The 22,150-nt window shown below is 67.4% G+C and carries 15 protein-coding genes; 4 read left to right on the forward strand and 11 right to left on the reverse strand.

Annotated elements, in window-relative coordinates; all coding sequences use genetic code 11:
* Nucleotides 1-5: 5 nt before the first annotated feature.
* Together VGJ96_07470 and VGJ96_07475 are read right to left on the reverse strand one after the other, a co-directional pair.
* The gene (locus VGJ96_07470) at nt 6-974 is read right to left on the reverse strand and encodes a hypothetical protein (GenBank protein ID HEY3286946.1); all 969 of its coding nucleotides are present in this window, start codon (nt 972-974) and stop codon (nt 6-8) included.
* Nucleotides 975-1,082: 108 nt separating this feature from the next.
* Nucleotides 1,083-3,272 (reverse strand): hypothetical protein, encoded by a 2,190-nt coding sequence (locus tag VGJ96_07475; protein ID HEY3286947.1) that lies wholly within the window; start codon nt 3,270-3,272, stop codon nt 1,083-1,085.
* A gap of 113 nt (nt 3,273-3,385) precedes the next feature.
* On the opposite strand from VGJ96_07475, the gene dnaE reads away from it, so the two are divergent.
* Genes dnaE through VGJ96_07495 form a run of 4 tightly spaced genes read left to right on the forward strand, consistent with a single transcriptional unit; the run spans nt 3,386 to nt 10,836 of the window.
* Nucleotides 3,386-6,868, forward strand: coding sequence for a DNA polymerase III subunit alpha (gene dnaE, locus VGJ96_07480; GenBank protein HEY3286948.1), 3,483 nt, complete (start codon nt 3,386-3,388; stop codon nt 6,866-6,868).
* A gap of 1 nt (nt 6,869) precedes the next feature.
* Nucleotides 6,870-7,835 carry an acetyl-CoA carboxylase carboxyltransferase subunit alpha gene (locus VGJ96_07485; GenBank protein HEY3286949.1) on the forward strand — a complete coding sequence of 322 codons (966 nt, stop codon included), beginning with the start codon at nt 6,870-6,872 and terminating at the stop codon, nt 7,833-7,835.
* A gap of 1 nt (nt 7,836) precedes the next feature.
* Nucleotides 7,837-9,261 (forward strand): regulatory iron-sulfur-containing complex subunit RicT, encoded by a 1,425-nt coding sequence (ricT, locus tag VGJ96_07490; protein ID HEY3286950.1) that lies wholly within the window; start codon nt 7,837-7,839, stop codon nt 9,259-9,261.
* A gap of 3 nt (nt 9,262-9,264) precedes the next feature.
* Nucleotides 9,265-10,836 carry a class I tRNA ligase family protein gene (locus tag VGJ96_07495; GenBank protein ID HEY3286951.1) on the forward strand — a complete coding sequence of 524 codons (1,572 nt, stop codon included), beginning with the start codon at nt 9,265-9,267 and terminating at the stop codon, nt 10,834-10,836.
* A 130-nt stretch (nt 10,837-10,966) separates the two neighbouring features.
* On the opposite strand, the gene VGJ96_07500 is transcribed toward VGJ96_07495, so the two are convergent.
* The 9 genes from VGJ96_07500 to VGJ96_07540 form a co-directional block, all read right to left on the reverse strand.
* Nucleotides 10,967-11,944 carry a M23 family metallopeptidase gene (locus VGJ96_07500; GenBank protein ID HEY3286952.1) on the reverse strand — a complete coding sequence of 326 codons (978 nt, stop codon included), beginning with the start codon at nt 11,942-11,944 and terminating at the stop codon, nt 10,967-10,969.
* A 219-nt stretch (nt 11,945-12,163) separates the two neighbouring features.
* A complete protein-coding gene (locus VGJ96_07505) occupies nt 12,164-12,730 on the reverse strand; it encodes a LemA family protein (GenBank protein HEY3286953.1) in 567 nt (188 codons plus the stop codon).
* Nucleotides 12,731-12,907: 177 nt separating this feature from the next.
* Nucleotides 12,908-13,630, reverse strand: coding sequence for a nucleotidyltransferase domain-containing protein (locus tag VGJ96_07510; GenBank protein ID HEY3286954.1), 723 nt, complete (start codon nt 13,628-13,630; stop codon nt 12,908-12,910).
* A gap of 1 nt (nt 13,631) precedes the next feature.
* The gene (locus VGJ96_07515) at nt 13,632-14,426 is read right to left on the reverse strand and encodes a TPM domain-containing protein (GenBank protein HEY3286955.1); all 795 of its coding nucleotides are present in this window, start codon (nt 14,424-14,426) and stop codon (nt 13,632-13,634) included.
* Between the two features lie 209 nt (nt 14,427-14,635).
* Entirely contained in the window at nt 14,636-15,397 is a 762-nt protein-coding gene (locus tag VGJ96_07520; GenBank protein ID HEY3286956.1) for a carboxypeptidase-like regulatory domain-containing protein, read from the reverse strand.
* Nucleotides 15,398-15,477: 80 nt separating this feature from the next.
* Nucleotides 15,478-16,317, reverse strand: a complete 840-nt coding sequence (locus VGJ96_07525) for a DUF4397 domain-containing protein (GenBank protein HEY3286957.1) — start codon at nt 16,315-16,317, stop codon at nt 15,478-15,480.
* A 54-nt stretch (nt 16,318-16,371) separates the two neighbouring features.
* Nucleotides 16,372-16,863 (reverse strand): hypothetical protein, encoded by a 492-nt coding sequence (locus VGJ96_07530; protein HEY3286958.1) that lies wholly within the window; start codon nt 16,861-16,863, stop codon nt 16,372-16,374.
* A 10-nt stretch (nt 16,864-16,873) separates the two neighbouring features.
* On the reverse strand, nt 16,874-18,502 hold the full coding sequence (locus tag VGJ96_07535) for a hypothetical protein (GenBank protein HEY3286959.1): 1,629 nt from the start codon (nt 18,500-18,502) through the stop codon (nt 16,874-16,876).
* Nucleotides 18,503-18,568: 66 nt separating this feature from the next.
* Entirely contained in the window at nt 18,569-21,874 is a 3,306-nt protein-coding gene (locus VGJ96_07540; protein HEY3286960.1) for a SusC/RagA family TonB-linked outer membrane protein, read from the reverse strand.
* Nucleotides 21,875-22,150 lie beyond the last annotated feature (276 nt).

Consider the following 22,150-nt stretch of genomic DNA (forward strand, 5'->3'; position numbering starts at 1 on the left):
CCCCGTTAGCGGGAGGGGTTTCGTGGGTCGCCGGAGCGCCACGTGATCCCCATTCGATGCACCGCGCCGAGCGCGCCAAAGCCCTGATACGCATAGTCCAGCGACCAGTGGCCGCGCGCCGCGCTCCCACCGGCCGACCATGGGGCTCGCACGGTTTCCTCGCTGTATGCCAGCCCGGCACCGCGCACCCGCAGATCCCAGCCGGCCGCGGTCTTGAACGCGGCTTCCGCGCCGAAAACGCTCGTCGTCCCCTGATGCTGCGTGCGACGCACCTCGCCGACGCCCCGCCAGCTGGCCCCGGCCAGCGTCCACGTCGGCGTCGCGATGCTCCCGCGCCACGTGGAGGGAATCGTCAGCGTCGGCCGCGCCGGATTCTGCGACGACGTGGACGCGTGCTCCACCGACAGGTCCGCATCCCAACCGCGCACCGTGACGCCGCTCGCGCCGCTCAGCGTCACTGCCGAGGCGCTCACGTCGGCGATTTGCTCGCGCATGTAGGTGAGCGCCACGCCCGTGCGCATCCGCGACGATTGCTGCTTGACGCCCGCGGTCAGGGCCAGTTCGCTGCCACCGACGCGATTGCCCGTCGGCGTGCCGCGCGTCCCGCCGGTCAGCGGGTCCGGCAGAATCTCGTCGACGTTCCCGAAGTCGAGCGACTGGACGCCGAGGGCCAGCACTGTCCGCGCCCGGCGTTGCCACGCCACAGGGGTCGCGAACGCGAGCGTCGCCAGTTGCGCATCGCCAATCCACGTCCCGGCGCTGAGCGTCGTGGCCCGCTCGTTGGGCAGCCGCTGCGCGCCATAGAAGAGCGCCGCGGCATCCGTGGCGAACACCGAGGCGTCGCCGCCCCCCGCTGCGCGCGCGCTCGCCGGCAGCGTGAGCACGACCATCGACGACTGCGCCCCAAGCACCGGAGTGCACAGCACGCTCGCCACCGCGGCAAGTAGAAAGGCCCGTCCCGTCATCACGCTCAATGTGTCATCCCGTGCGTAACCCCGACAACTGCACCGCCTGCGCTTCCCGATCGCCATGGCGCAACCAGGCACGAGGCGCCATCCCGCGCCCGTCCGCCTGCACTCGCCCTACTTTACCCGCAGAATCGCCAGCTGCGCACCATCGGCGGCGCTGAACGCGCTGCCGTCCCGCTTCCCAAACCCGAGCTGGATGGGCGGCTGCCCCGGCGAGAACGGTCCCAGCGACGCATGCACCATCGTCCCCTGGATGAGCGACCCCTCCGCGAAACCTCCCACTGGCACGCGCACGGGTTTCACCGGGAAAGGATCTTCCCATCCCGCAATCAGCGCCTGACGCGCCATCAACTGCCGAAGATTCCTGCTCAGGAACCGATACCGCGGCGCCACCGCCGCGCGCGGCACCCCCGACAAACTGTCCGCCCAGATCGCGACGCTGAAATCACCAAACAGCGTGGCGAACGGCTCGCCGGCCTGCGCCTCGACATTCGCGATCCCACGCCGCGACGTCTGCTCCAGCCGCCGGAAGATGGCATCGCCCTTCTGATCGCCCAGCCAGCGAAGGAACAGCCAGGACGCGCCGCGCTCCTCGAGCGAGCCGGCGCCCGCGAACGTCGTCACCGAATGGGCGGCGGTGTTGTTGAGGTACACGAAGGCGTTGAGCAACTGCGGCGCGATGAACGGTTGCGCGGAGTCGGGAAAGATCTGTTCGGCCGTGGACCGGCCGAGCGGCGCCGGATATCGCGCCTCGAATACCTTCGACGCCAGCTCTTCCGCGATGTGGCTCAGTCCCTCGTTGAGCCAGGACTCTTCCGCCTCGCCGCCGCGGGCCACGACGTGATGGAAATACGAGATCATGTGCTGCATCTCGTGGATGAACGTCCCCGAGACGAGGCGCTGGGTGTCGCTCTTCGCGTGCGCGCAGCTGTAGCGCGCCACCGGATCGGGGACCATCGCGTAGAACACTTCTCCCGCATTCGAGTTGGGAAGCGACGGCACGAGGTCGCGTCCGTAGAAGAAGCCCGTCACGAACCCTTTCTGCCCGCAATCATTGGCCGCGACGAGCGCGTTGACCTTGGGCGTGAGGAAGACCAGCACCTTGCCGTTCTTGTCGATGTCCGACTCCGGGCCAAACGACTCGACCACCGTGTGATACAGCTCGCGGTCAAACAGCCGCCCAAGCTGCTCGATCTCCGCGGTCGTATACGCCTGGTACGCCTCGGTGTCGAGGTAGATGCCGAGATGCTCCCCCACCCAGCGCAACTGTCCCATCACCGTCGTGAACTGATCGCCTTCGAGGGACGTGATCACCTTGAAGTTCCGCGTGCTGCCGACCGTGAGGGCGAGCATCGGCGGCTGGTACGGTTCCCCACCGCGCGCCAGCGGGGCGAGACGGCGTTCCTCGTCGCGCAGGCGCGCGTCGAGCAGCTCCTGGGCCAGCGGCCGCGCCAACGCGCCAACCCTCGCATCGGTGCCGCCGCCCAGCAGCGACGCGATCGTCACGCCGCCGGCCGTCACACGCGCAACGGTCGCGACGGGCGTCGCCCCGTGCGTCGCGAGCTGCGGGACTAGCACATACTCGGCCCCATCATCGGTTGCGAGCGCCGCGCAGGTCGAAAGCTCGCCGGCGCCAATCACCGTGGCCGCGTACCGCGCCAGCGTCAGCGCCCGCCGGCGCGGCGTGTAGGTGATCGTGCGCGCGGCCGTCCACGCCGAACCGGTGAGGATCCGCACCTCGACGTTGCCACTCGGCAGGCAGTCGGGCACGACCACGCGCAAGAGCGTCGCCGAGCCGCTCACCGCGCTCGCGCGCGCATTGCCAAAGGCCACGGTGGTTCCGGCTCCGCCCAGTGCGCTCCCCGCGATGGCGAGCGTGTCACCGGGCCCCACGGCCAGCGGGAGCACGCCGCTGATGGACGCGCCGCCACTCGCCGTCGCGGTCAGGGTGACCGCGCGATCGGGCGCGCCCAGCGGCAGGGCCTGAACCTCCACGGCGCCGGCGCTCGCCCCCAGCCGCAACTCGGCCACGGCGCGCCCGTTGTCGTCCGTCACCGCGATCGAGTCCAGTATGACAGCGCCGTCGTTGCGCGCCGACGTGACGCGGAAGATGATCACCGCCGCCTTCACCGGGGTCCCAGAAACGTCCCGTACCTCGACCGCCAGTGGCACCGGCAGGACGCTCCCAGCCGGCGCGACCTGCTGGTCACCGGCGACGACACGCAGCGAATAGGAACGCCCGACCGCGAGAACACGATCGTGCGAACACCCCACCGCAAGCGCCAAGGCCACGAAAGCGGCCACCCGAACTCGCGTGTGCCCGACTAAATCCTTGATTGACAAGCGATTACACGCTCCGCAATAGTCCCAGAATTGCTTTGACGCCACGGTGTGCTGGCGCTATCCTTATGAATTCTATGTCGTTCGTCCACTTGCACTGCCATTCCGAGTTCTCTCTGCTCGACGGAGCGAACCGGATTGACGACCTGATCGAGCGCGCGCTCGAGTTCGAGCAGCCCGCGCTCGCCATCACCGATCACGGTAACCTGCACGCCGCGTGGGAGTTCCAGGAGAAGGCCCGAAAGGCCAGTCTCCGCCCCATCATCGGCATGGAGGCTTACGTGGCGTCGGGCGATCGGCGCGCGCGCACCCGCGGCGGTCCCGGCGAACGCAACTACTACCACCTCATCCTCCTCGCGCAGAACCTCACCGGCTACCGCAATCTGGTGAAGCTGTCCTCGCTGGCCTACACCGAGGGGTTCTACGGCAAGCCGCGTGTCGATCGCGAGATCCTCGCCAAGTATAACGAGGGGATCATCGTCTCCTCGGCCTGCATGGCCGGCGAGATCGCGACGCACCTCCTCGCCGACCGCGCCGACGAGGCGCGCCACGCCGCCGAGTGGTACGCCGACGTCTTCAAGGACCGGTACTACCTCGAGGTGCAGGCGCACAACTCGGGTGAGCAGAAACGGCTCAACGAACGCGTGCTCGCCCTCGCCGGCACGCTGAACCTTCCGGTGGTCGCCACCAACGACGCGCATTTCCTGCGCGCCGAGGACCACGACGCGCACGACATCCTGCTCTGCATCGGCCTCAAGAAGGACCGCACCGACGCCGACCGGATGCGCTATGACCGCGGGCTCTATTTCAAGAGCGCGCCCGAGGTGCAGGAGTTCTTCCCCGGGCGCCCCGACGTGCTGGAGAACACGCTCGCCGTCGCCGATCAGGTGGACGTGCAGTTCGGCAAGAAGTACCACGTGCCGTCCTTCCCGCTCCCCAAGGGCGTGAAGACCGAGAACGAGCTGCTGGTGCGGCTGGCCGCGGCGGGAATCACGGAGCGCTACGGCAACCCGGTGCCGAGCCCGGTGAAGGAGCGGCTCGACTACGAGCTCGACGTCATCACCACGACGGGCTATGCGGGCTACTTCCTGATCGTCGCCGACTTCATCAAGGCGGCGCGCGACCGGGGCATTCCCGTCGGGCCGGGACGCGGCTCGGCCGCCGGGTCCATCGTCGCCTACGCCCTCCGCATCACCGACGTCTGTCCGCTCAAGTACGACCTCCTCTTCGAGCGCTTCCTCAATCCGGAACGCGTCTCGATGCCCGACATCGACGTGGACTTCTGCGAAGAGCGGCGCGGCGAGGTCATCGAGTACGTGCGCGAAAAGTACGGCCGCGACTCCGTGGGGCAGATCATCACCTTCGGGACGCTCAAGTCGCGCGCCGCCATCAAGGACGTCGGCCGTGTGCTCGGCTTCACCCCGGGTGAGACCGATGCGATCGCCAAGCTGATCCCCAACGCGCCCAACTATTCGCTGACCGTCAAGGAAGCCATCACCAAGGTTCCCGAGGTCCACAAGCTCTACGAGCAGGACGAGCGCCACCAGCAGCTGTTCGATTTCGCGATCGCTCTCGAAGGCCTGTCGCGCCACGCCGGCATCCACGCCGCCGGCATCGTCATCGCGCCGGGTCCGCTCGACGAGTACGTGCCGGTCTGCACCCAGGAGTCCAAGGGCTCCGGCGCCGGCGCCGACGATCGCGTCGTCGTCACGCAGTACGACATGAACATGCTCGAGAAGGCCGGGATGCTGAAGATGGACTTCCTCGGCCTCACCACGCTCACCGTCATCCACGACGCCCTCGCCGCCATCAAGGCGCGCCATGGCACGGTCATCGACCTCGACGCCATCCCGTACGACGACGACGCCACCTACCGCATGCTGCGCGCGGGCCGCACCGCCGGCGTCTTCCAGTTCGAATCGCCGCTCGCTACCGACATGGTGCGCGCCATGCGCGCCGACCGGTTCGACGACCTCGTCGCCTCCAACGCGCTGCTCCGCCCCGGTCCGCTCGACGCGGGGATGCACAAGGTCTACTGCCGCCGCAAGAAGGGCGAGGAGCCCGTCTCGTACGCCCTGCCCGAGCTCGAGGAGATCCTCGCCCCCACATACGGCGTCATCACCTACCAGGAACAGGTGATGCGCATCGCGCAGCGGCTGGCCGGCATTTCGCTCGCCGAAGCCGACGTGCTGCGCAAGGCGGTGGGCAAGAAGGACGCCGAGCTCATCCGGAAGGAGATCGGCAAGTTCGTCGAGAAGTCGCTCGCGCGCGGGTACGACAAGCGCATCATCGACGACCTCGCCGGGCAGATCGAGACCTTCGGCCGCTACGGCTTCAACAAGTCGCACTCGGTCGCCTACTCCGTCCTGTCCTACCAGACGGCGTATCTCAAGGCGCACTTCCCCGAAGAGTTCATGGCGTCGCTGCTCTCCATGTGCATCGGCGACACCGACTCGGTGGTGAAGTACATCAATGAGGCCCGCGACCTCGGCCTCCAGATCCTGCCGCCCGACGTCAACGAGTCGGGCTACAAGTTCACGGTGGTCGGCGACAAGCGCATTCGCTTCGGTCTTGGCGCGGTGCGCAACGTCGGCCGCTCGGCCATTGACTCGATCATCGCGGCGCGCAGGGAACACCCCATCACCACGCTCTACGAGCTGTGCGAGCGCGTGGACCTGCGCACCTGCAACAAGCGCGTCTTCGAGGCGCTGATCTTTGCGGGGGCCCTCGACGGCCTCGGGCACCGCGCGCAGCTCGCTGCGGCGCTCGACGGCGCCATGCAGTCGGCGTCGCTGGTCCAGCACGAACGGACGTCGGGACAGGGATCGCTCTTTGGCGACAACGGTGGCGCCACCGCCGACTCCAAGCAGCAGATCGCCCCGACCCTGCCGACGATCAAGCCGCTCTCCGAGAGCGAGCGCCTGCAGCGCGAAAAGGAGATCCTTGGGTTCTACATCTCGGGCCACCCGCTGGAACCGTTCCGCGCCGAGGTGGAGCTGCTCGCCTCCCACACGGTGTCGGCACTCGGCCAGTGGACCGATGCGCCCGTCGCCATTGGTTGCGTCGTCACCGCCATTCGGCGGCAGGTGAGCAAGAAGTCGGGCGCTGAGTTCGCCCGCCTCGTGGTGGAGGACTTCTCGGGGGCGGGTGAGGTCCTCGTTTTCCCCGAGGCTTGGGCCGCCCTTGGCGAGCGGGTTCAGACGGACGTGCCGGTCCTCCTCAAGGGGAGCTATTCCCGCCGGGACCAAGGGGTGGACAACCCGACGTTTATCGTCGAGAGCGTCACCCGCCTCGCCGAACTGCGGACGACGGGCCAGATTGCGGTAGCCATCGAACTGGCCGCCGGCAGCGACCTGGCTGGCGCGGTGATGAAGGACGTGCGGGCCGTGGCCGAGTCGCATCCGGGCGCGGCGCCGCTGGAATTGCATTGGCGGGGAGCGGATGGCGCGACGACGCGGTTCCGGTCGTCGTCGCTGCACGTCTCCACGGCCGGTGCGTCGCTGCTGGAACTTCGTGCGCTCCTCGGTGAGGAGCGTGTGCGCCTGGTGCGCGGGAGCTGACATGGGCAGTTCAGCGCTGGAATTCGAGAAGCCGATCCTCGAGCTGGAGCGACAGATCGAGGAGATGCGCCGCAGCTCCACGGAGCAGAGCATCAACATCACCGCGGAGCTGGCGCCCCTCGAGCACAAGCTTTCCGAGCTGCGGCGCGAGGTCTACCGCAACCTGGCGCCGGTCCAGAAGGTGATGGTCGCGCGCAACTCGCGCCGGCCGTTCACCCTCGACTACCTGAAGCTCTGCTTCACCGATTTCATCGAACTGCACGGCGATCGCGCCTTCCGCGACGACGCCGCCATCGTCGGCGGCTGGGCGCGGCTCGAGGGCGAGACGGTCATGATCATCGGCCACCAGCGCGGCCGCGACACCAAGGAGAACATCCACCGCAACTTCGGCATGCCCCATCCCGAGGGGTATCGCAAGGCGCTGCGCCTGATGCGGCTTGCCGAGAAGTTCCACGTGCCGGTGCTGACCTTCATCGACACGCCGGGCGCCTGGGCCGGACTCGGCGCCGAGGAGCGCGGCCAGAGCGAAGCCATCGCGCGCAACCTGTTCGTGATGTCGGAACTGCAGGTGCCCATCATCGCCACGGTGATCGGCGAGGGCGGGTCCGGCGGCGCGCTCGCGCTTGGCGTCGCCGATCGCATCCTGATGTTCGAGCATTCGGTCTACTCGGTGATCACCGTCGAAGGGTGCGCCGCCATTCTCTGGAAGGACGGCAAGAGTCCGGAGATGCGGGAGCGGGCGGCCAGCGCCCTGCGCATCACCGCGCCGGAACTCCTGGAGCTCGGCGTGATCGACGAGATCCTCCCCGAACCGGAGGGCGGCGCGCACGCCGACCACGCCGCAGCCGCCGCGACGCTCAAGGAACGCCTCCTCGAGAATCTCGAGGAGCTTCGCAAGCTCAAGCCGGAGAAGCTCGTCCGCCGCCGGCGCGAGAAGTTCATGAAGATGGGCCAGTTCGAGGAGTAGGGTGGAGCACCTGATCGAAGTCGCCTTCAAGGGCAATCGCCGCGAGTTCTTCCGCTGGGCGTTCGAGGCGCCGCCGCCGGTCAGGGCGGCGATCATCGTCGACGTGGAGCGCGGCGAGGACCTCGGCCGCGTGCATGCCACCGGCGAGCTCGCGGAGCGCCGCAAGACGGGGACGACGCACGGGAAGGAGCAGCGCGAACCGCTGCGCGCCGCCCTGCGCCTCGCCACGGCGGATGATATTGCGCGCGCTGATGTACTGCGCGCCGACGACGAGAGCGCGCGGCGTTTCGCCGTGCAGAAGGCGCGCGCGCTGAACCTGCAGATGAAGATCTCGGATGCGGAGTGGCAGTGGGACCGCCGCCGCCTGACCTTCTACTTCACGGCGGAGGAGCGGGTCGATTTCCGCACGCTGGTGCGCCAGCTTGAGGCCCACTTCGGCGTCCGCGTCCAGATGTGGCACATCGGGCCTCGCGACGAGGCCAAGCGCCTCGATGGCGTTGGCCACTGCGGGCGGCAGCTCTGCTCCGCCTCCTGGCTCCCCGAACTGCTCCCGGTGAAGACGTCGCTGGCCAAGGAACAGCGGCTGTCCACCATCACGCCGACGCAGATCTCCGGCGCCTGCGGCCGCCTGATGTGCTGCCTGCGCTACGAGCACGAGTTCTACGTGCAGGCGCGCAAGCGCTTCCCCAAGCAGGGGAAGATCGTGCAGACGCTGCAGGGCGAGGAGAAGGTGGATGCCACCGACATCTTCCGCGACCTCGTGACGCTGCGCAATCCCGCCGGTGACGTGCGCGTCATTCCGCTCGCCCAGTTCAAGCGCGAACTCGCCGGGGAGCCCGTGTCGATGGAGGACATGGAACCGGAGTCGGAAGACGAGTCATCGGACGACCGCGAGTCGCTGGAAGGCGCCGTGACGCTGCAGCGCGCCGCTGAGCGCCCGACACGTCCCGCCGCCCGGCCCGAGTCGCGCCGGGAGGCGCAGCGTCCGACCGCGCCGTCACCGACGCGTTTCGATGGACGCGGCGATCGGCGCACACCGTCCGGCGGTGAAGGCGACCCGCGCAGTGCGCGTCCCGAGCCGCCGCGCGCCGATGCCACGCGCGCTGATGCCGCGCGCCCGGACGCCGCACGCCCTGATGCCTCGCGACGCGACGTGAATCGCCAGACTCCGGCGCGCCAGGAGCCAGGCCAGTCTGGGTCTGCACCAATGACGGGCGCACCGGCGGGAGATCGTCCCGCAACCGGCGCGCCACTCGACGCGGCCTCCCAGGACGCCGCGCAGGACGCCGACCAGCGCCGTGGACGCCGCCGCCGCGGCCGCCGCGGCGGTCGCCGCCATCGCGGTGACCGCAACCCGGGCACTCCGGGTGGCAATGACCACAACGGCGGCGCTGACGACGCGCCGTCGTCGAACCCGAACGACTGACCAGTGCCCCGCTTCTTCCTGACCACCGCCATCGACTACGCCAACGGCGAGCCCCACCTGGGGCATGCCCTGGAAAAGGTCGGCGCCGATGCCATCGCGCGCTTTCACCGGCAGCTCGGCTATGACGTCCACTTCCTCATCGGCATGGACGAGCATGGCCAGAAGGTCGCGCAGACCGCCGAGAAGCAGGGCGTGCCGCCGCAGCAGTTCGTGGACGACATTGCCGCCCTGTTCCAGGCGATGTGGGCGCAGCTGGGGGTGCGGTACGATCAGTTCATTCGCACCACGTCGCCCGCGCACAAGGCCGGCGTCACGAAACTGATCGAGCAGATCTTCGCCGCCGACGCGTCGCTCCCCGCGGACAGGCGCAACTTCTACGAGCGGTCCTATACCGGGCTGTACTGCGTCGGCTGCGAGAGCTTCAAGCAGCCAGCGGACATCGTGGACGGCAAGTGCGCCACGCATCCCACGCGCACGCTGGAGGAAGTCACCGAGCACAACTGGTTCTTCCGGCTCTCCGCGTACACCGGACGCCTGCAGCAGCTGTTCGCGGAGAATCCGTCGTTTCTCGAGCCGGAAAGCCGCCGCAATGAAATCCTGCAGCTGCTCGAGCAGGGGCTCGACGACATATCGGCCAGCCGTTCTCGCTTCGACTGGGGCGTTCCGTTCCCCCGTCCGCTCTCCAACGGCGACGTGCAAACCACGTATGTCTGGTTCGACGCGCTCCCCAACTACTGGACGGCGCGCTTCTTCCCGGGCTTCGAGCAGAAGGCGGCGTGGCCGGCCCACCTGCACGTGATCGGCAAGGACATCACGCGGTTCCACACCGTCATCTGGCCGGCCATGCTGATGGCGGCGGGCGAGACACTGCCCGCGCAGGTCTGGGCGCACGGGTTCATCTCGCTCGGCGGCGAGCGTTTCTCCAAGTCGGCCGGCGTCAAGCTCACGCTGGGCGAGGCCATCGACCGGTACGGCGTGGATGCGTTCCGGTATTACCTGCTGCGCGATGTCCCGTATGACGGCGACGGCTCGTTCTCGTGGGAGCGCTTCGAGGAGGTCTACAACAGCGACCTGGCGAACACGCTCGGCAACCTCGGCAGCCGCTCGATCGCGATGGTCGAGAAGTACCGCGGCGGGGTCGTCCCGTCGGTCGCGCCGGATGCGGAGCTGTTCGCGGCGCACGACGCGTCGCTCGCGCAGGCGCGCGCCGCCGTCGACGGCGCCCGTCGCCATCGCCCAAACGAGGTGATCGGCGCGCTGATGGACGCCGCGCGCCGCACCAACGAGTACATCCAGCGCACGCAGCCGTGGGCGCTCGCCAAGGATCCCGCGAATGCAGCGCCGCTTGATGTGGTGCTCACCACGCTCATTGCCTCGCTCGCGCAGTGCGCGGCGTGGCTCGCCCCCGTGATGCCGCAGAAGATGCAGGCCCTCTGGGAGCAGCTCGGCGGCACCGGTGACGTCACGCAGGTGCGCCTCGACCAGCCCATCGTGGTCAACGGCTGGCAGGTGAAGAAGGGAGGACCGCTCTTTCCGAAACCGTTGGTTTCGGAGGGTACCACAGAAACAGAATAGGACGGAGTACGACAGAGTACCACGGAGGACCACAGAGGGGCGCCGATCCATCTCGGCGCCCCGTTGTCGTACTCTGTCGTACTCTGTCGTACTCTGTCGTACTCTGTCGTACTCTGTCGTACTCTGAACTTCAGTCCGTAATCTTCCCCGCCGGCATCACGAACGTCAGCGGATCCATCGGCTTCCCGTTGCGCATGATCTCGTAGTGCAGGTGCGGTCCGGTGCTGAGTCCCGAGTTGCCGACCCTCGCGATCATCTGCCCGCGCACCACGCGCTGTCCGACCGACGCCATCAGCTTCGAGGCGTGCGCGTAGATCGAGACGAGTCCGTTGCCGTGGTCAATCTGCACCATCAGGCCGTAGCCCTGCTCGCGTCCGGCCTTGATGACGCGACCCGCGGCCGGCGCGACGATCGGCGCCCCCATTGGCGCCACCACGTCCACGCCCTCGTGCGCGCGCGACACGTGCAGAATGGGATGGAACCGGCTCTTCGAGAACTGGCTCGTGAGCCACCCGGCCGTCGGCATGATCGATGGCAGGTTCGCCATGCGCTCGGCGTGCAGCACCAGCGTGTCGCTCACTGCACGGAAGCTGGCCGACAGTTCCGACGCGCGGCGAATCATTCCTTCGAGATCGGGGCGCGAGCCACCGAAGCCGAGGCGGCCCAGGAAAGGCCGGCTCGCGAACCGCTGCGGCTTCTCGGGTGCCAGACCCATTGGCTTTGCCGGCACCGCGCCCTCCGTGATCGTTCCCGCGTCGGCGGTCGCCAGCTCCTTCTGCGCCACCTCGCCGGTCGAGTCGGGATCGATGCCGGCCAGTGTGCGAATGCGCTGATCCTGCTGCTCGATCTGCGCGATCGTATCGACCAGGGCCTGCAGTCGCCCATCGATGGACGCCAACTCCTGCTTGAGCCGTTCGTTCTCCCGCGCCGCCATTCGCGCCGAGGGCGTCGCCCACGGCGTGAAGAGCACCGCCGCAGCCGAACCAATCAGCAGAAGCAGCGCGACGGCCACGCCGACCAACACGCGCAGGCGTCGCTCGCCCAGCACGAAGCTTCGTGGCGAGTCGGTGCCGTCAGGCACGATGAGAATGGTCCAGCGACGAGGCATCGGCGCAATTTAGCCCACCGGCGCACGCCGGCAACGCGGGCTCCGTAGAAAACCCGAACGCCGAATTTCATCGCGCGCCGTCGTTGCTCCCCAGTCGAGCTGTTGCCGTTCTTGTATCCGTGTTCCGCCGTGTTCGACCGTGTCATCCGTTGGTGGTCAGCAGAAAAGCATGAGGGCCGCGCCCTCGCGGACGCGGCCCCCTCCCACCACGACGTCTGACTACGGCTTCTTCGTGAAGTCCACCGTCGGCGCTTCCTTCGCCGCCGCGCTGGTCACCTCGAAATAATCGCGCGCCTTCGCGCCCGTCACCTTGGCGGTCAGCACCTGCGGGAACTTCCGGATGTACGCGTTGTACGTCCCCACCGCGTCGTTGTAGTCCTTGCGGGCCACCGCGATGCGGTTCTCGGTGCCGGTCAGCTCATCCTGCAGCTGCAGGAAGTTCTGGTCCGACTTGAGCTGCGGATACGCCTCCACGGTCACCATCAGCCGGCTCAGCGCGCCGGTGAGCGCCTGGTTGGCGTCCGCCATCTGGGCCATGTTGCCGCCCTTGATCGCGCCCGTCAGCCCGGCCCGCGCTTCCGTGACCTTCACGAACACATCCTGCTCCTGCTGCGCAAAACCCTTGACCGTGTTCACCAGGTTCGGCACCAGGTCGGCGCGACGCTGCAGCTGCACTTCGATGTCCTGCTTGGCCTTCGCGGCCGCTTCGTCGTAGCTCTGGATCGTGTTGTACCCACACCCCGCGAGGAACAAGGGAAGCAGGAGTAACCAACCGCGACGTAGCATCTGTCTCTCACTCCGTAAAGGAAAAGGGGAACTGCCTGGCAGCGCTCGGCTCGCTAGCCGCTCCGCCACCATATCTCACTCGGCGCACCGCGCCGTCAAATCACCCGGTCAACATCCGCTATCCGCCATCCGCCATCCGCGATCAGCCATCCGCCATCCGCCATCAGCCATCCGCCGTCAGCCATCCGCCTGAACACCATCGAGCCAGGCGGCCAGTCTCTCCAGCCCATCATGGCATCCGCGCACCACGCCCGCCGCCGCCTTGTCGCCGATCTTCGCCATGCCGCGCCGGTGCGCGATGAGCGCCAGGAACGGCGCCGCATCGAAGCCGGCCTTCGCCGCCACGTCTCGCGCCACCTGCTCGGAATCGAGGTATGGCGCCGACAGCCCGTCCGTGAGCCGCAGCGCCGCCCGGAAGATCGCGAAGATGGTGCCGTGCGCCGCCTCCAGCAGCTGGCGCTGCGCCGCACCTTCCCCATGCCGCGCCTGCATCTCGCGCCGCAACTGGATCAGCTTCCCCATCACTTCCCGCTCGAGCTGCAGCCGCAGGTCGTGACGTGACACCGACAGTCCCTCGGTGTGCAGCGCGCCGTGCAGCACGCGATGCGCCGAGAGGATATCGGCATACTCGATGGCGAAGACGTCGGCGCTTGTGCGCCACTCCGCGGACGTCAGCGTGAGCGGGGCCGGGTGGCCAGCCTGCATCCACGCGCGCGTGGCGGCGCCCGCGGCCGGCAGCGCCTGGTCGGCGAGCGTCCGCACGATCACCAGCACGTCAATGGTCCCCGTCGGCGGGCCGGAGTGCCGGGCCGCCGAGCCGTAGAGCACCACTGCTTCGAGCGCGTCGCCATGCGCCGCGCGCAGCTGCTCCACCAGGTTGTCCAGCGTCATCTTGGCCATGTCACCAACTCCCGCTTGATCCGCCGCCAGAGAAACCGCCGCCGCCACCAAACCCGCCGAACCCGCCGCCGCCGAACCCACCGCCGCCAAATCCGCCGCGGCCTCGACCACCGCTGCTGAGCGCCTGGCCAAGCAGGAACCAGAGCAACCCGTTCCCACCCCGGCGGCGCCCGCCCGCCAGCAACATGAAGAAGAGAAGGAAGCCAAGGACGAACAGTCCCGGCGGAATCCCCGGCGACCGGCGTTGCGGTGGCGCACGCGGTGCCGCGAATGAGGTGTCCAGCGCGAAGCCGAACTCACGCGCGTACGACTCCGCCACGCGCAGCGTCATCAGCTCCAGCGCCGCGCCATAGTCCGCCCGTTGCAGGAACGGGAGCGCCTCGCGACGGATGTCACCGGCGCGCGAGTCGGTGATGAAGCCCTCGACGCCGTTCCCCGTCTGGATGCTGATATGTCCGCGTCCGTCGGAGCTGCTTTCCTTGGGCACCACGAGAATGACGAGTCCGGCATTCCGCTGGCGGTCGCCCACGGCGGCCGCGGCGCCAACCTTCCACTGACGGCCGATCTGCAGCGCCACATCACCGACTGGACGGTCGCCGATGTCGGCGAGCGTCACCACCGCGATCTCGCCCCCGGATTTGTCGTGGACGTCCGCGATGATGCGCTCGATACGCGCCGCCCGCTCGGCGCCAATGACGCCCGCGAAGTCGTTCACGTAGCCGCGTGGCGCCGGGATCTGGGGATCCTGCAGCAGCAGCGCAGTCGACAACAGGGCGGCGTGCACCGCCAGGAACATCGGGTATCTCCGGTGGGGAATAGCGCCGACCGACGGCGCTTCAGTGCCATACGTAACGCGGCAGGAGAAAGTTACGTGCCCACGCAGGCGGATGGGACAGTGGCGCGGAGGCCTCCGCAACTATAAAGGGGGCACCAGACCGGCGCCCCGCTCCCGTTCCTGCACTCGTCCCCCGTCCCTTTGCCCCCAATCCCGTCCCCGTTCCCCCTCTAAGGATGAATCTGATCCCCATTCATCCGCGTGTAGATGACGATTGCCCCCCACGGTGCCTTGTCGCCGTACTGCATCAGCGACTGCGACGCGGTGAGCACCGCCATGAAGTAGGTGTCACGCGGGTTCAACACGGGAAGCGGGCCGAGCACCTGACCGTCCACCACCCAGACCATGCAGCGGTCGTTGCGGCGATCGCCCGCCACGTAGCGCGCCGAGCGCACACAGTCGGTGTGCCGCGTCGGAATCACCAGGCTGTTGGCGCCCGACCAGCGCAGCAGGTCGTACACGTTGTTCACCATCTCCCGGTGCTTGGCCACTTCCGCCGGCGAGAATACCAGCCAGCCGCGTCGCACCGCCTCCTGATACTTCACTTCGTTGTACGAAGGCAGCCCCGTGATGCGCACGGTGTCGCCCATCACGGGCGTTTCCGGCATGGTGAGCTCGTACTCCACCGTGTCGTGCGGGGCCAGCGTAAACTCCTGCGTCGTGGACGGCTCGATGCCGATGCGGCGCACCGTGAGCGTGAACGGCGCGTTCCCGGCGTCCACTCGCAACGTGAAGCTCCCGGCATCGCTGGCAATCGTCTCGCCAAGCACGCGTCCGTTGCGGTCCATCGCCGTCACCCGGGCGCGCTCGATGGCGCGCGACGTCACCTGTGAACGCAAGACCCCCCGGATGACCTGGCCGTGCGCGGGCGTCACCAGCAGCAACGCTGCGGCGGCACCGAGACACGTGATCAGCCGGGGGGACTTGTTCACGGAAGGCTCCGGGATGTTGGACACGACCGCTGGCGGAACGCCAGCGGTCGTGTCGTCCTGCCAATCCGAAATCTACTGCCTTACGGCGAGGTCGTACGCGGCGGCTGCTTGTCCACCACGTAGACGACGCTGGGCGCCGCCGCCGTGGCGGCCATGGAGCCGCTGACCGACGCCGGGAAGACCATCGCGGTCATCACGGTGCCCGCCACAGTGGCGCCACCGATCGGGTCAGTCGAGGTCGTTCCGGCCGTGCCCGCCGGCGCCGCGCCGCTCGCCAGGATGGTCGTCGCGTCGCCGGCCTTCGTCGTGCGAATCGCAAACGCACCCGGTGCCGCAGTGATGTAACCCGAAAACTTCTGTTCGCCCACCGCCGCGATGGACGGCGCGCCGGTGATCGCATCACCGACTGCCGCCGTCTTGTACGCGTCGACCGAGCCGAGGCCCGTGTTCGCGTTCAGCACGCGAACCGCGACGTTGCTCCCGGCGGCCGGGAACACGTCCTCGAACACCAGGATCTTCTTCGAGCCGTTGCGGGCATAGCCCGTGAAGAGGATGGTGTAGTACTTGTTCGCCTCGAACGACAACGTCTGCTCCGTCAGCACGGCGGTGTTGCCCGCCGTGGAGAAGTTCACCGCGTCGGCGTTGAAGATCTTGAACTGCCGCGAGCCGGCCTTGAGGCCCTGATACAGCCCCTGGCCGACGCCGCGATACGCCACGTTCACGAAGGTCTGCGGCGTGAACTCGATGTAGTCCACGAAACGAACCGTCGTGTTCTGGGTATCCGGCAGCGCGTTGATGTACCGCACATACGCGAGCGGCGGCTTTGCAGCGGTGGCCGTGGGCTGCCCATCGTCCGTCGAGCATCCGACGGCCGCAATGGCAAGCGCGGCTACCAGCATTGGAACCTTGTTGATCCGCATGAAGTTGGGACTCCGTAAGAGAACGTCGTTGAAAGCAGGGAGGGCCAACCGCCCCTACCTGGACTCGCCACCCGGCACCGTCCCGGGGTCTGCCCGGGTGAAGCCGCTGAACAAGTCGAAGTTCACCATGAGCATTGAGGCTGCAATCGCACCCACAATTGCGGCGGACAGCAGGATGGTGCGGCGCTTGTTGAACTGGCGCTCCTGGTAACCCGTAATGCCATCACGGGGCACCTGGACCCGTTCACCCGTCCATGAGGCAGCATTGCCTTTCAGGTCGAGCGTCCGGTACACCTCCAGGGTGACATTCGCGTCGTCACCCTGGACCAGCAGTCCGTCGACTCTATCCAACGCAGACCCTAGTCGATCGCTGATGAGGGAGCGGCCGCGGTCATTCAGCACCACCGCGATCCGCTTCCCCGTCGCCGGCACGCTGGTCTGCAAGGGCAGGAAGCTGTAGCACCCGACTTGCATGGCCAGCGCAACGGCGGAGAGACCGCCGACAAACCGACGCCAGAAGCGCGAGTTCATCGAAAGGGTCGTCATTCCGTCAGCCTCAGAACCCGTACGTGCCCTTCGCGGCAACGTTCGTTCCGTTGTGGAACGGCGCGTAGCGAGCCTGCATCTCCTGATACGGCACCGGCCATTCGATCGCGGTTCCCTGAACCAGGTCGCCCCAGCCGCGGCTGTCGGCGAACCAGATCATGTAACCCGTGAACGACGTCTCCATGCGCTTCTCGTACTTCATCGCTTCCAGCAGGCTGCCGCACGCCGTCGACGTGAAGCTCGGCGCCTGCGGCACGCGCGGCACGCACGTGGCGGACGTCGAGTACGGCACCGAGGCGCTGGCTGGCACGCCGACCGACTCGAGACCGTTCTTGATGCGGGTCTTGTCGATCAGGGCCGCCGCCGCCGCGAGGTTGCCGGTGCGGATGTAGCCTTCGGCCGCCAGCATGTCGATTTCCGTCGCCGACATCTCGACGTACGGACCCTGGTGGCTGGCCTGATTCACCACGCCATAGCGGCGGTGATCGTAGAACGAGTCGCCCCAGCCCGACACCGGCACATCTTCGCCGGGCGGACGGTTGCGGATGTACTGGCCAGCCGGCAGCGCCACCGTCGGCGTGTTGGCGCCCTGCGCGGCCCGCGTGGCACCCACCGGCCAGCGCTTGTCCGGCGTGATCACCAGGAACGCCTTGCGGGTGTTGAGGCCGTCCTTCAGCCAGGCATCATAACCACCCGACACGTCCGCCATACCGTAGTAGAACATCGGCAGCGAGTGCCAGCCGCCGGTCACGTACGACTGGTTCTCGTCGAAGTTCGCCGTCCACCCGGTGCTGCCACCGATGCTGACGGTGAAGTCCGACGTGATGCCGTTCGTCGCGTCACTGATGACGGCCGCCCAATCCACTGCGGCGCGCTCCGCCGGCGTGCGGGCAACGCCCGCGCGAATGCGCGCCTTGTACGAGCGCACGAGCCGCACGAAGTTGGCCGCCGACAGGTTGGCCTGACCGCTCATCCAGGTGCTCGGCAGCGGGAAGCCGTTCGCCCCGTTCGACGCATCGGCCGAGTTGGCGACGGCGATGGCCGAATCGAGCATGGCCAGCGCCACCTTGTTCACATCCTTGTAGGCGGAGAGCGGCGGCACTTCGGAGCTCCCCGTCAGCGGCGTCACGATGGCCGCCGAGTCATACCCGATGGACAGGTAGCCGAGCGCGTTGCCCAGGATCATGTAGGCAAACGCCTTGGCGCGCGCATCCTGCGCCTTGCTTCCCATCGTCAGGCCCTTCGCCTGATAGGCCTGGATGGCCTGAATGGCCGTCGCGGCCGACCGGCCGGTGCGCGAGAACGTATCCCAGTTCGCGCGGTTGCCGACCGAGTTGTCGTTGCCCAGGTCGTTCGAGATGGGGTTGCGCGGAATGATCGCGCGGGCCGCCATGCCGAAGTTCGCCACCGTGGCGAACTGTTCGCCCGAGAGAATCTTGGCTTGCGTGTTGATGGATTCCGACGCGCGCTGGGTGTTGTTCAGCTGCACGCCGAGGCCACCCGCGACGCCTTCCACGCCCGCCGGCGTGGCGTAGGCGCGGGCGACGTCCGGGTTGTTGTGATTGACTACTTCGAGGTTGTTACCGCAGGCGGTCAGCGCCACCAGCGATGCCCCGATCCAGAGAAAATGCTTGCGCATTGAAAGTCCTCATTTCGGTCTCCCGGGGGGGCCGCCATTCGGCGGTCCCCCCGGCGACCCGGGTCGTCAGAAGCTGGTGCCGATCGAGAAGGTGAGCTGCCGCAGGTTCGGGAACGTGAAGGCATCGATCGCGTTGAGCGCGCCCGAGCCAAGGTTGCCGCCGCCCAGGCCCACTTCCGGGTCGTAGCCGCGGTAATCCGTCCACGTCTTCAGGTTGCGCCCGATGAGCGACACGGTCCAGTCGCCGCCCACGCCGGGGAGCTTGCCGAAACGGTAGCCGAGCGACACTTCGCGGAGCTTGATGAAGCTGGCGTCTTCCACCGTGTTGTTGTTCGGCGCCAGCAGGTCGTACAGGCCGCCGATACCGCCCGTCGAGGCGGCGCGGAAGTAGTAGCCGAGCGGCTTCGCGTCGCCGATGCTGTGCTTCGACTGGTCAACTTCCGAGACCTGGAAGTCGCCCAGCGACCACTGGCGCTGCTCGTTCCACACCGACTTGCCGACCGTCGCGTCGAGCAGTGCGTAGGCCGTGAACTTGTGGAAGCTGAAGTTCTGGCTGAACGACCAGTGGAAGGTCGGCAGCGCGTGGCCAATGTTGACCAGCGGCACCGCACCCGTCGAGTCGCGGTACAGGATCGGGCCGCCCCACTGGAGAATGTCCATGCCCCACGGCGCCTGATCCTTCGGAAGGCGCGTGAACCACAGGTTCTTCGTGATGCCGTCCTTCACCGTGTTGCCCTGGCCGACGTAGACGATGAAGCCGTCCTGGTTCTTCACGTAGTCGAGGCCATTGCCGCACTTGGCCTGGAAGGCCGCCGGCAGCTGCGAGCAGCTCTTGACGAAGCTGCGGCCCCAGATCGACCCGAACGTCTGCCCCTGCTTGATCTTGAACATCTGCTCGGCGCCCTGCTGGCCGGCGGCCGAGTAGAACGTCTCGGGCATGTCGAGGCGGGTGATCACGGACGTCGTCGCGTCATAGTTGAAGCGCACGGAGTAGCCGAGGTCGCGCTTCTGGATGATCGGGACGTTGAGCGAGAACTCCCACGTCTTGTTGGTCAGCTCGCCCGCGTTCTGCCACTGCGTGCCGAAGCCCGACGCGGCCGGCGGGGTCACCGGGAGAATCTGGTCGTTGATGACGTTCTTGGCATTGGTGATCGTGAGGCCGTACTTGTTCATGACCTCGATATCAATGCCGGTCTCGATCTCGCGCGACACTTCCGGGCGCAGGTTCTTGTTGCCCAGGCTGGACGGCGACAGCGCGCCGCCGGCGCCAATCGAGAACGTCTCGTACTGCGCGCTGTAGTTCGGGCGGTTGCCCGCCGTCCCTTCCGAGATGCGGAGCTTCAGGTCCGAGATCTTGGAGACCTTGAACCAGGGCTCTTCACTGACGCGCCACGCGAACGAGCCGCGGCCGTAGGTCTGCCAGCGCTGCGCCGCGCCGAACAGCGACGCCGCGTCACGACGGACGAGGCCGCCGAGGATGTAGCGACCCTTGTAGTCCACATCGATGTTCGCGAACATGCCCAGGGCGCGCACCTGCTGCGAGTAGCCGCCGATGTACTGGCCGGTCACCACCGCGTCCGGATCTTCCAGGCCCGGCACCGCCAGGTTCACGCCGCCGTAGCTGCCGCCGCGGTCGTCCGACGCCTCGTACGAGGTGCGCAGGGTGAGGCGCGTGTCGAGCGCGTTGTCGAGCCAGGAGTGGCGCGCCGTCACCATGGCGGCCGTGTTGAGCGCGTACGACTTGTTGTCGCTCCAGTCGAGGTAGCCCAAGTTGTTCGAATTGGCCGCGGTCGTGCGGAAGCCGCGGTCGGCCTGCGACTCGCGGTGGTTGTTGCGCGAGTCAAACCCGAACTCGGCCGAGGCGTCCAGCCACGTCAGCGGCTGCCACTTGGCGTTCAGGGCGCCCACGAAACGGCTGATGCGGTTGCGCGGGCGATAATTCTCGGCGTAGTACGCCGGGTTGTAGTTCTGCGCGCCCTGCGCCTGCGGCACCGAGCGGACATAGAGACGGCCCTTCGAGTCGCGCTTGAGCAGCTGCGCGTTGGCCGGCTGGCGCGAGAGGTACAGCCACTGCACGCCGCCGTCGTTGTCGATGGCGTCCGTGAAGGCGGTGCGCACGCCGAAGTTCCAGTTGCCCGCCATCTGCTGGTCAAGGTTCAGGCGGATCGAGTTGCGCGAGTAGCCGTCCATGAAGCGCAGCGACCCCTGCTGGCGGAACATGTTCGCCGAGGCGAAGAAGTTCGTGCGCCCCACGCGGCCGGTCGCGTCCAGCGTGTTGTTGTACTGCTGGCCGTGCGTCAGCAGCTGGCGCATCGGCGTCCCGGCCTTCGGCCAGGGGTTGGTCAGGTACAGCGCACGCAGGTTCACCTGCCCCGGGTTGCGCGAGATGCCGCCGTCATTCACGAAGTTCAGCGGCGGGAGCGAGAAATCCGTGCCCTGGTCATTGATGCGATACGCCTCGGCGAAGATGTCCGCCGTGCGCGTGCAATCGGGGGCGCCGCTCGTGACCACGCAGAAGCGCGTCATGTCTTCGTTCATGAGCATCATCGTGGCCTTCGGGATGTTGAGGATGTGCTCAACATCCGACGAGCCGTATTCCGCGTTGACGCGGAACTTGATGCCGTCCTGCGAGTTCTTGCCCGAGCGCGTCGTGATCTGGATGACGCCGTTCCCGGCGCGCGAGCCGTACATCGACGATGCGGCCGCGCCCTTCACGACTTCGACGTTCTCGATGTCCTGCGGGTTGATGTCCTGCAGGCCGCCCTGCGAAACCACGCCGTCGATGATGTACAGCGGTTCCTGGCCACGGCCAGAACCGTTGATCGACTGCGGGCCACGCAGGATGATCGACGGCGCCGAACCCGGGCGGCCGCTGGCCGACACGATGTTGGCGCCCGCCACCTTACCCTGCAGCTGCGAGAGCGGGTTCGAACCGGCGACCGGCACGTCCGCCTGCGACACCTGCGCCACGGTGAAGGCGAGCTTCTTCACCTCGGTGGCGCCCGTCACGCCCGTGATGACCACCTGGTTCAGGCGGTTGACGTCGATCTTCATCTCGAAGTTGAACGTCTGCGTGCCCGCATTCAGCACGACGTTCTGCACCACCGGCTGATAGCCGATCGCGCGGACGCGCAGCACGACCGTCTGGCCGCGTGCCCGGGCGCCAGGCACCACGATCGTGTACGTGCCCTGGGCAGTCGTACCAACCGAGATGGTGAGCGCTTCGATCACAACGTTGGCTCCGTACAGCGGCTGACCGGCGTCCGACAGCACCTTGCCGGTAATGGTGGCATTCTGCGCAATCGCAGTTGCCGAGACGCCGAACAGGAGAGCCAGTACTGCGGTCGTCATCCAGCGAAACCGAGTACTCATGGTCATCGGACTCCCTCTACAAAAGGTGAAGAACTGGGAACTACCGACATCAGGAGCTTCGCACTGCTGCCCCGCCGGAGCGGAGCGGAACTTCAGCAGGGTCTGCGGCGTATATCACCGCCAGATCCCGCGAGAACAACCGATTCGTCATCGGGCCGCCGCGGCATGCACGCACCGCATCGGCACACAAATGCACCACACCCCTGAGCCTTACGGCCCAAGGGCTGCACACCCCCTCTACCTAGGAAGCGTGACTTCTGTCACAGCCGGAAATCC

This window comes from Gemmatimonadaceae bacterium (genome assembly GCA_036504815.1).
Taxonomy (GTDB): Bacteria; Gemmatimonadota; Gemmatimonadetes; order Gemmatimonadales; family Gemmatimonadaceae; genus PNKL01.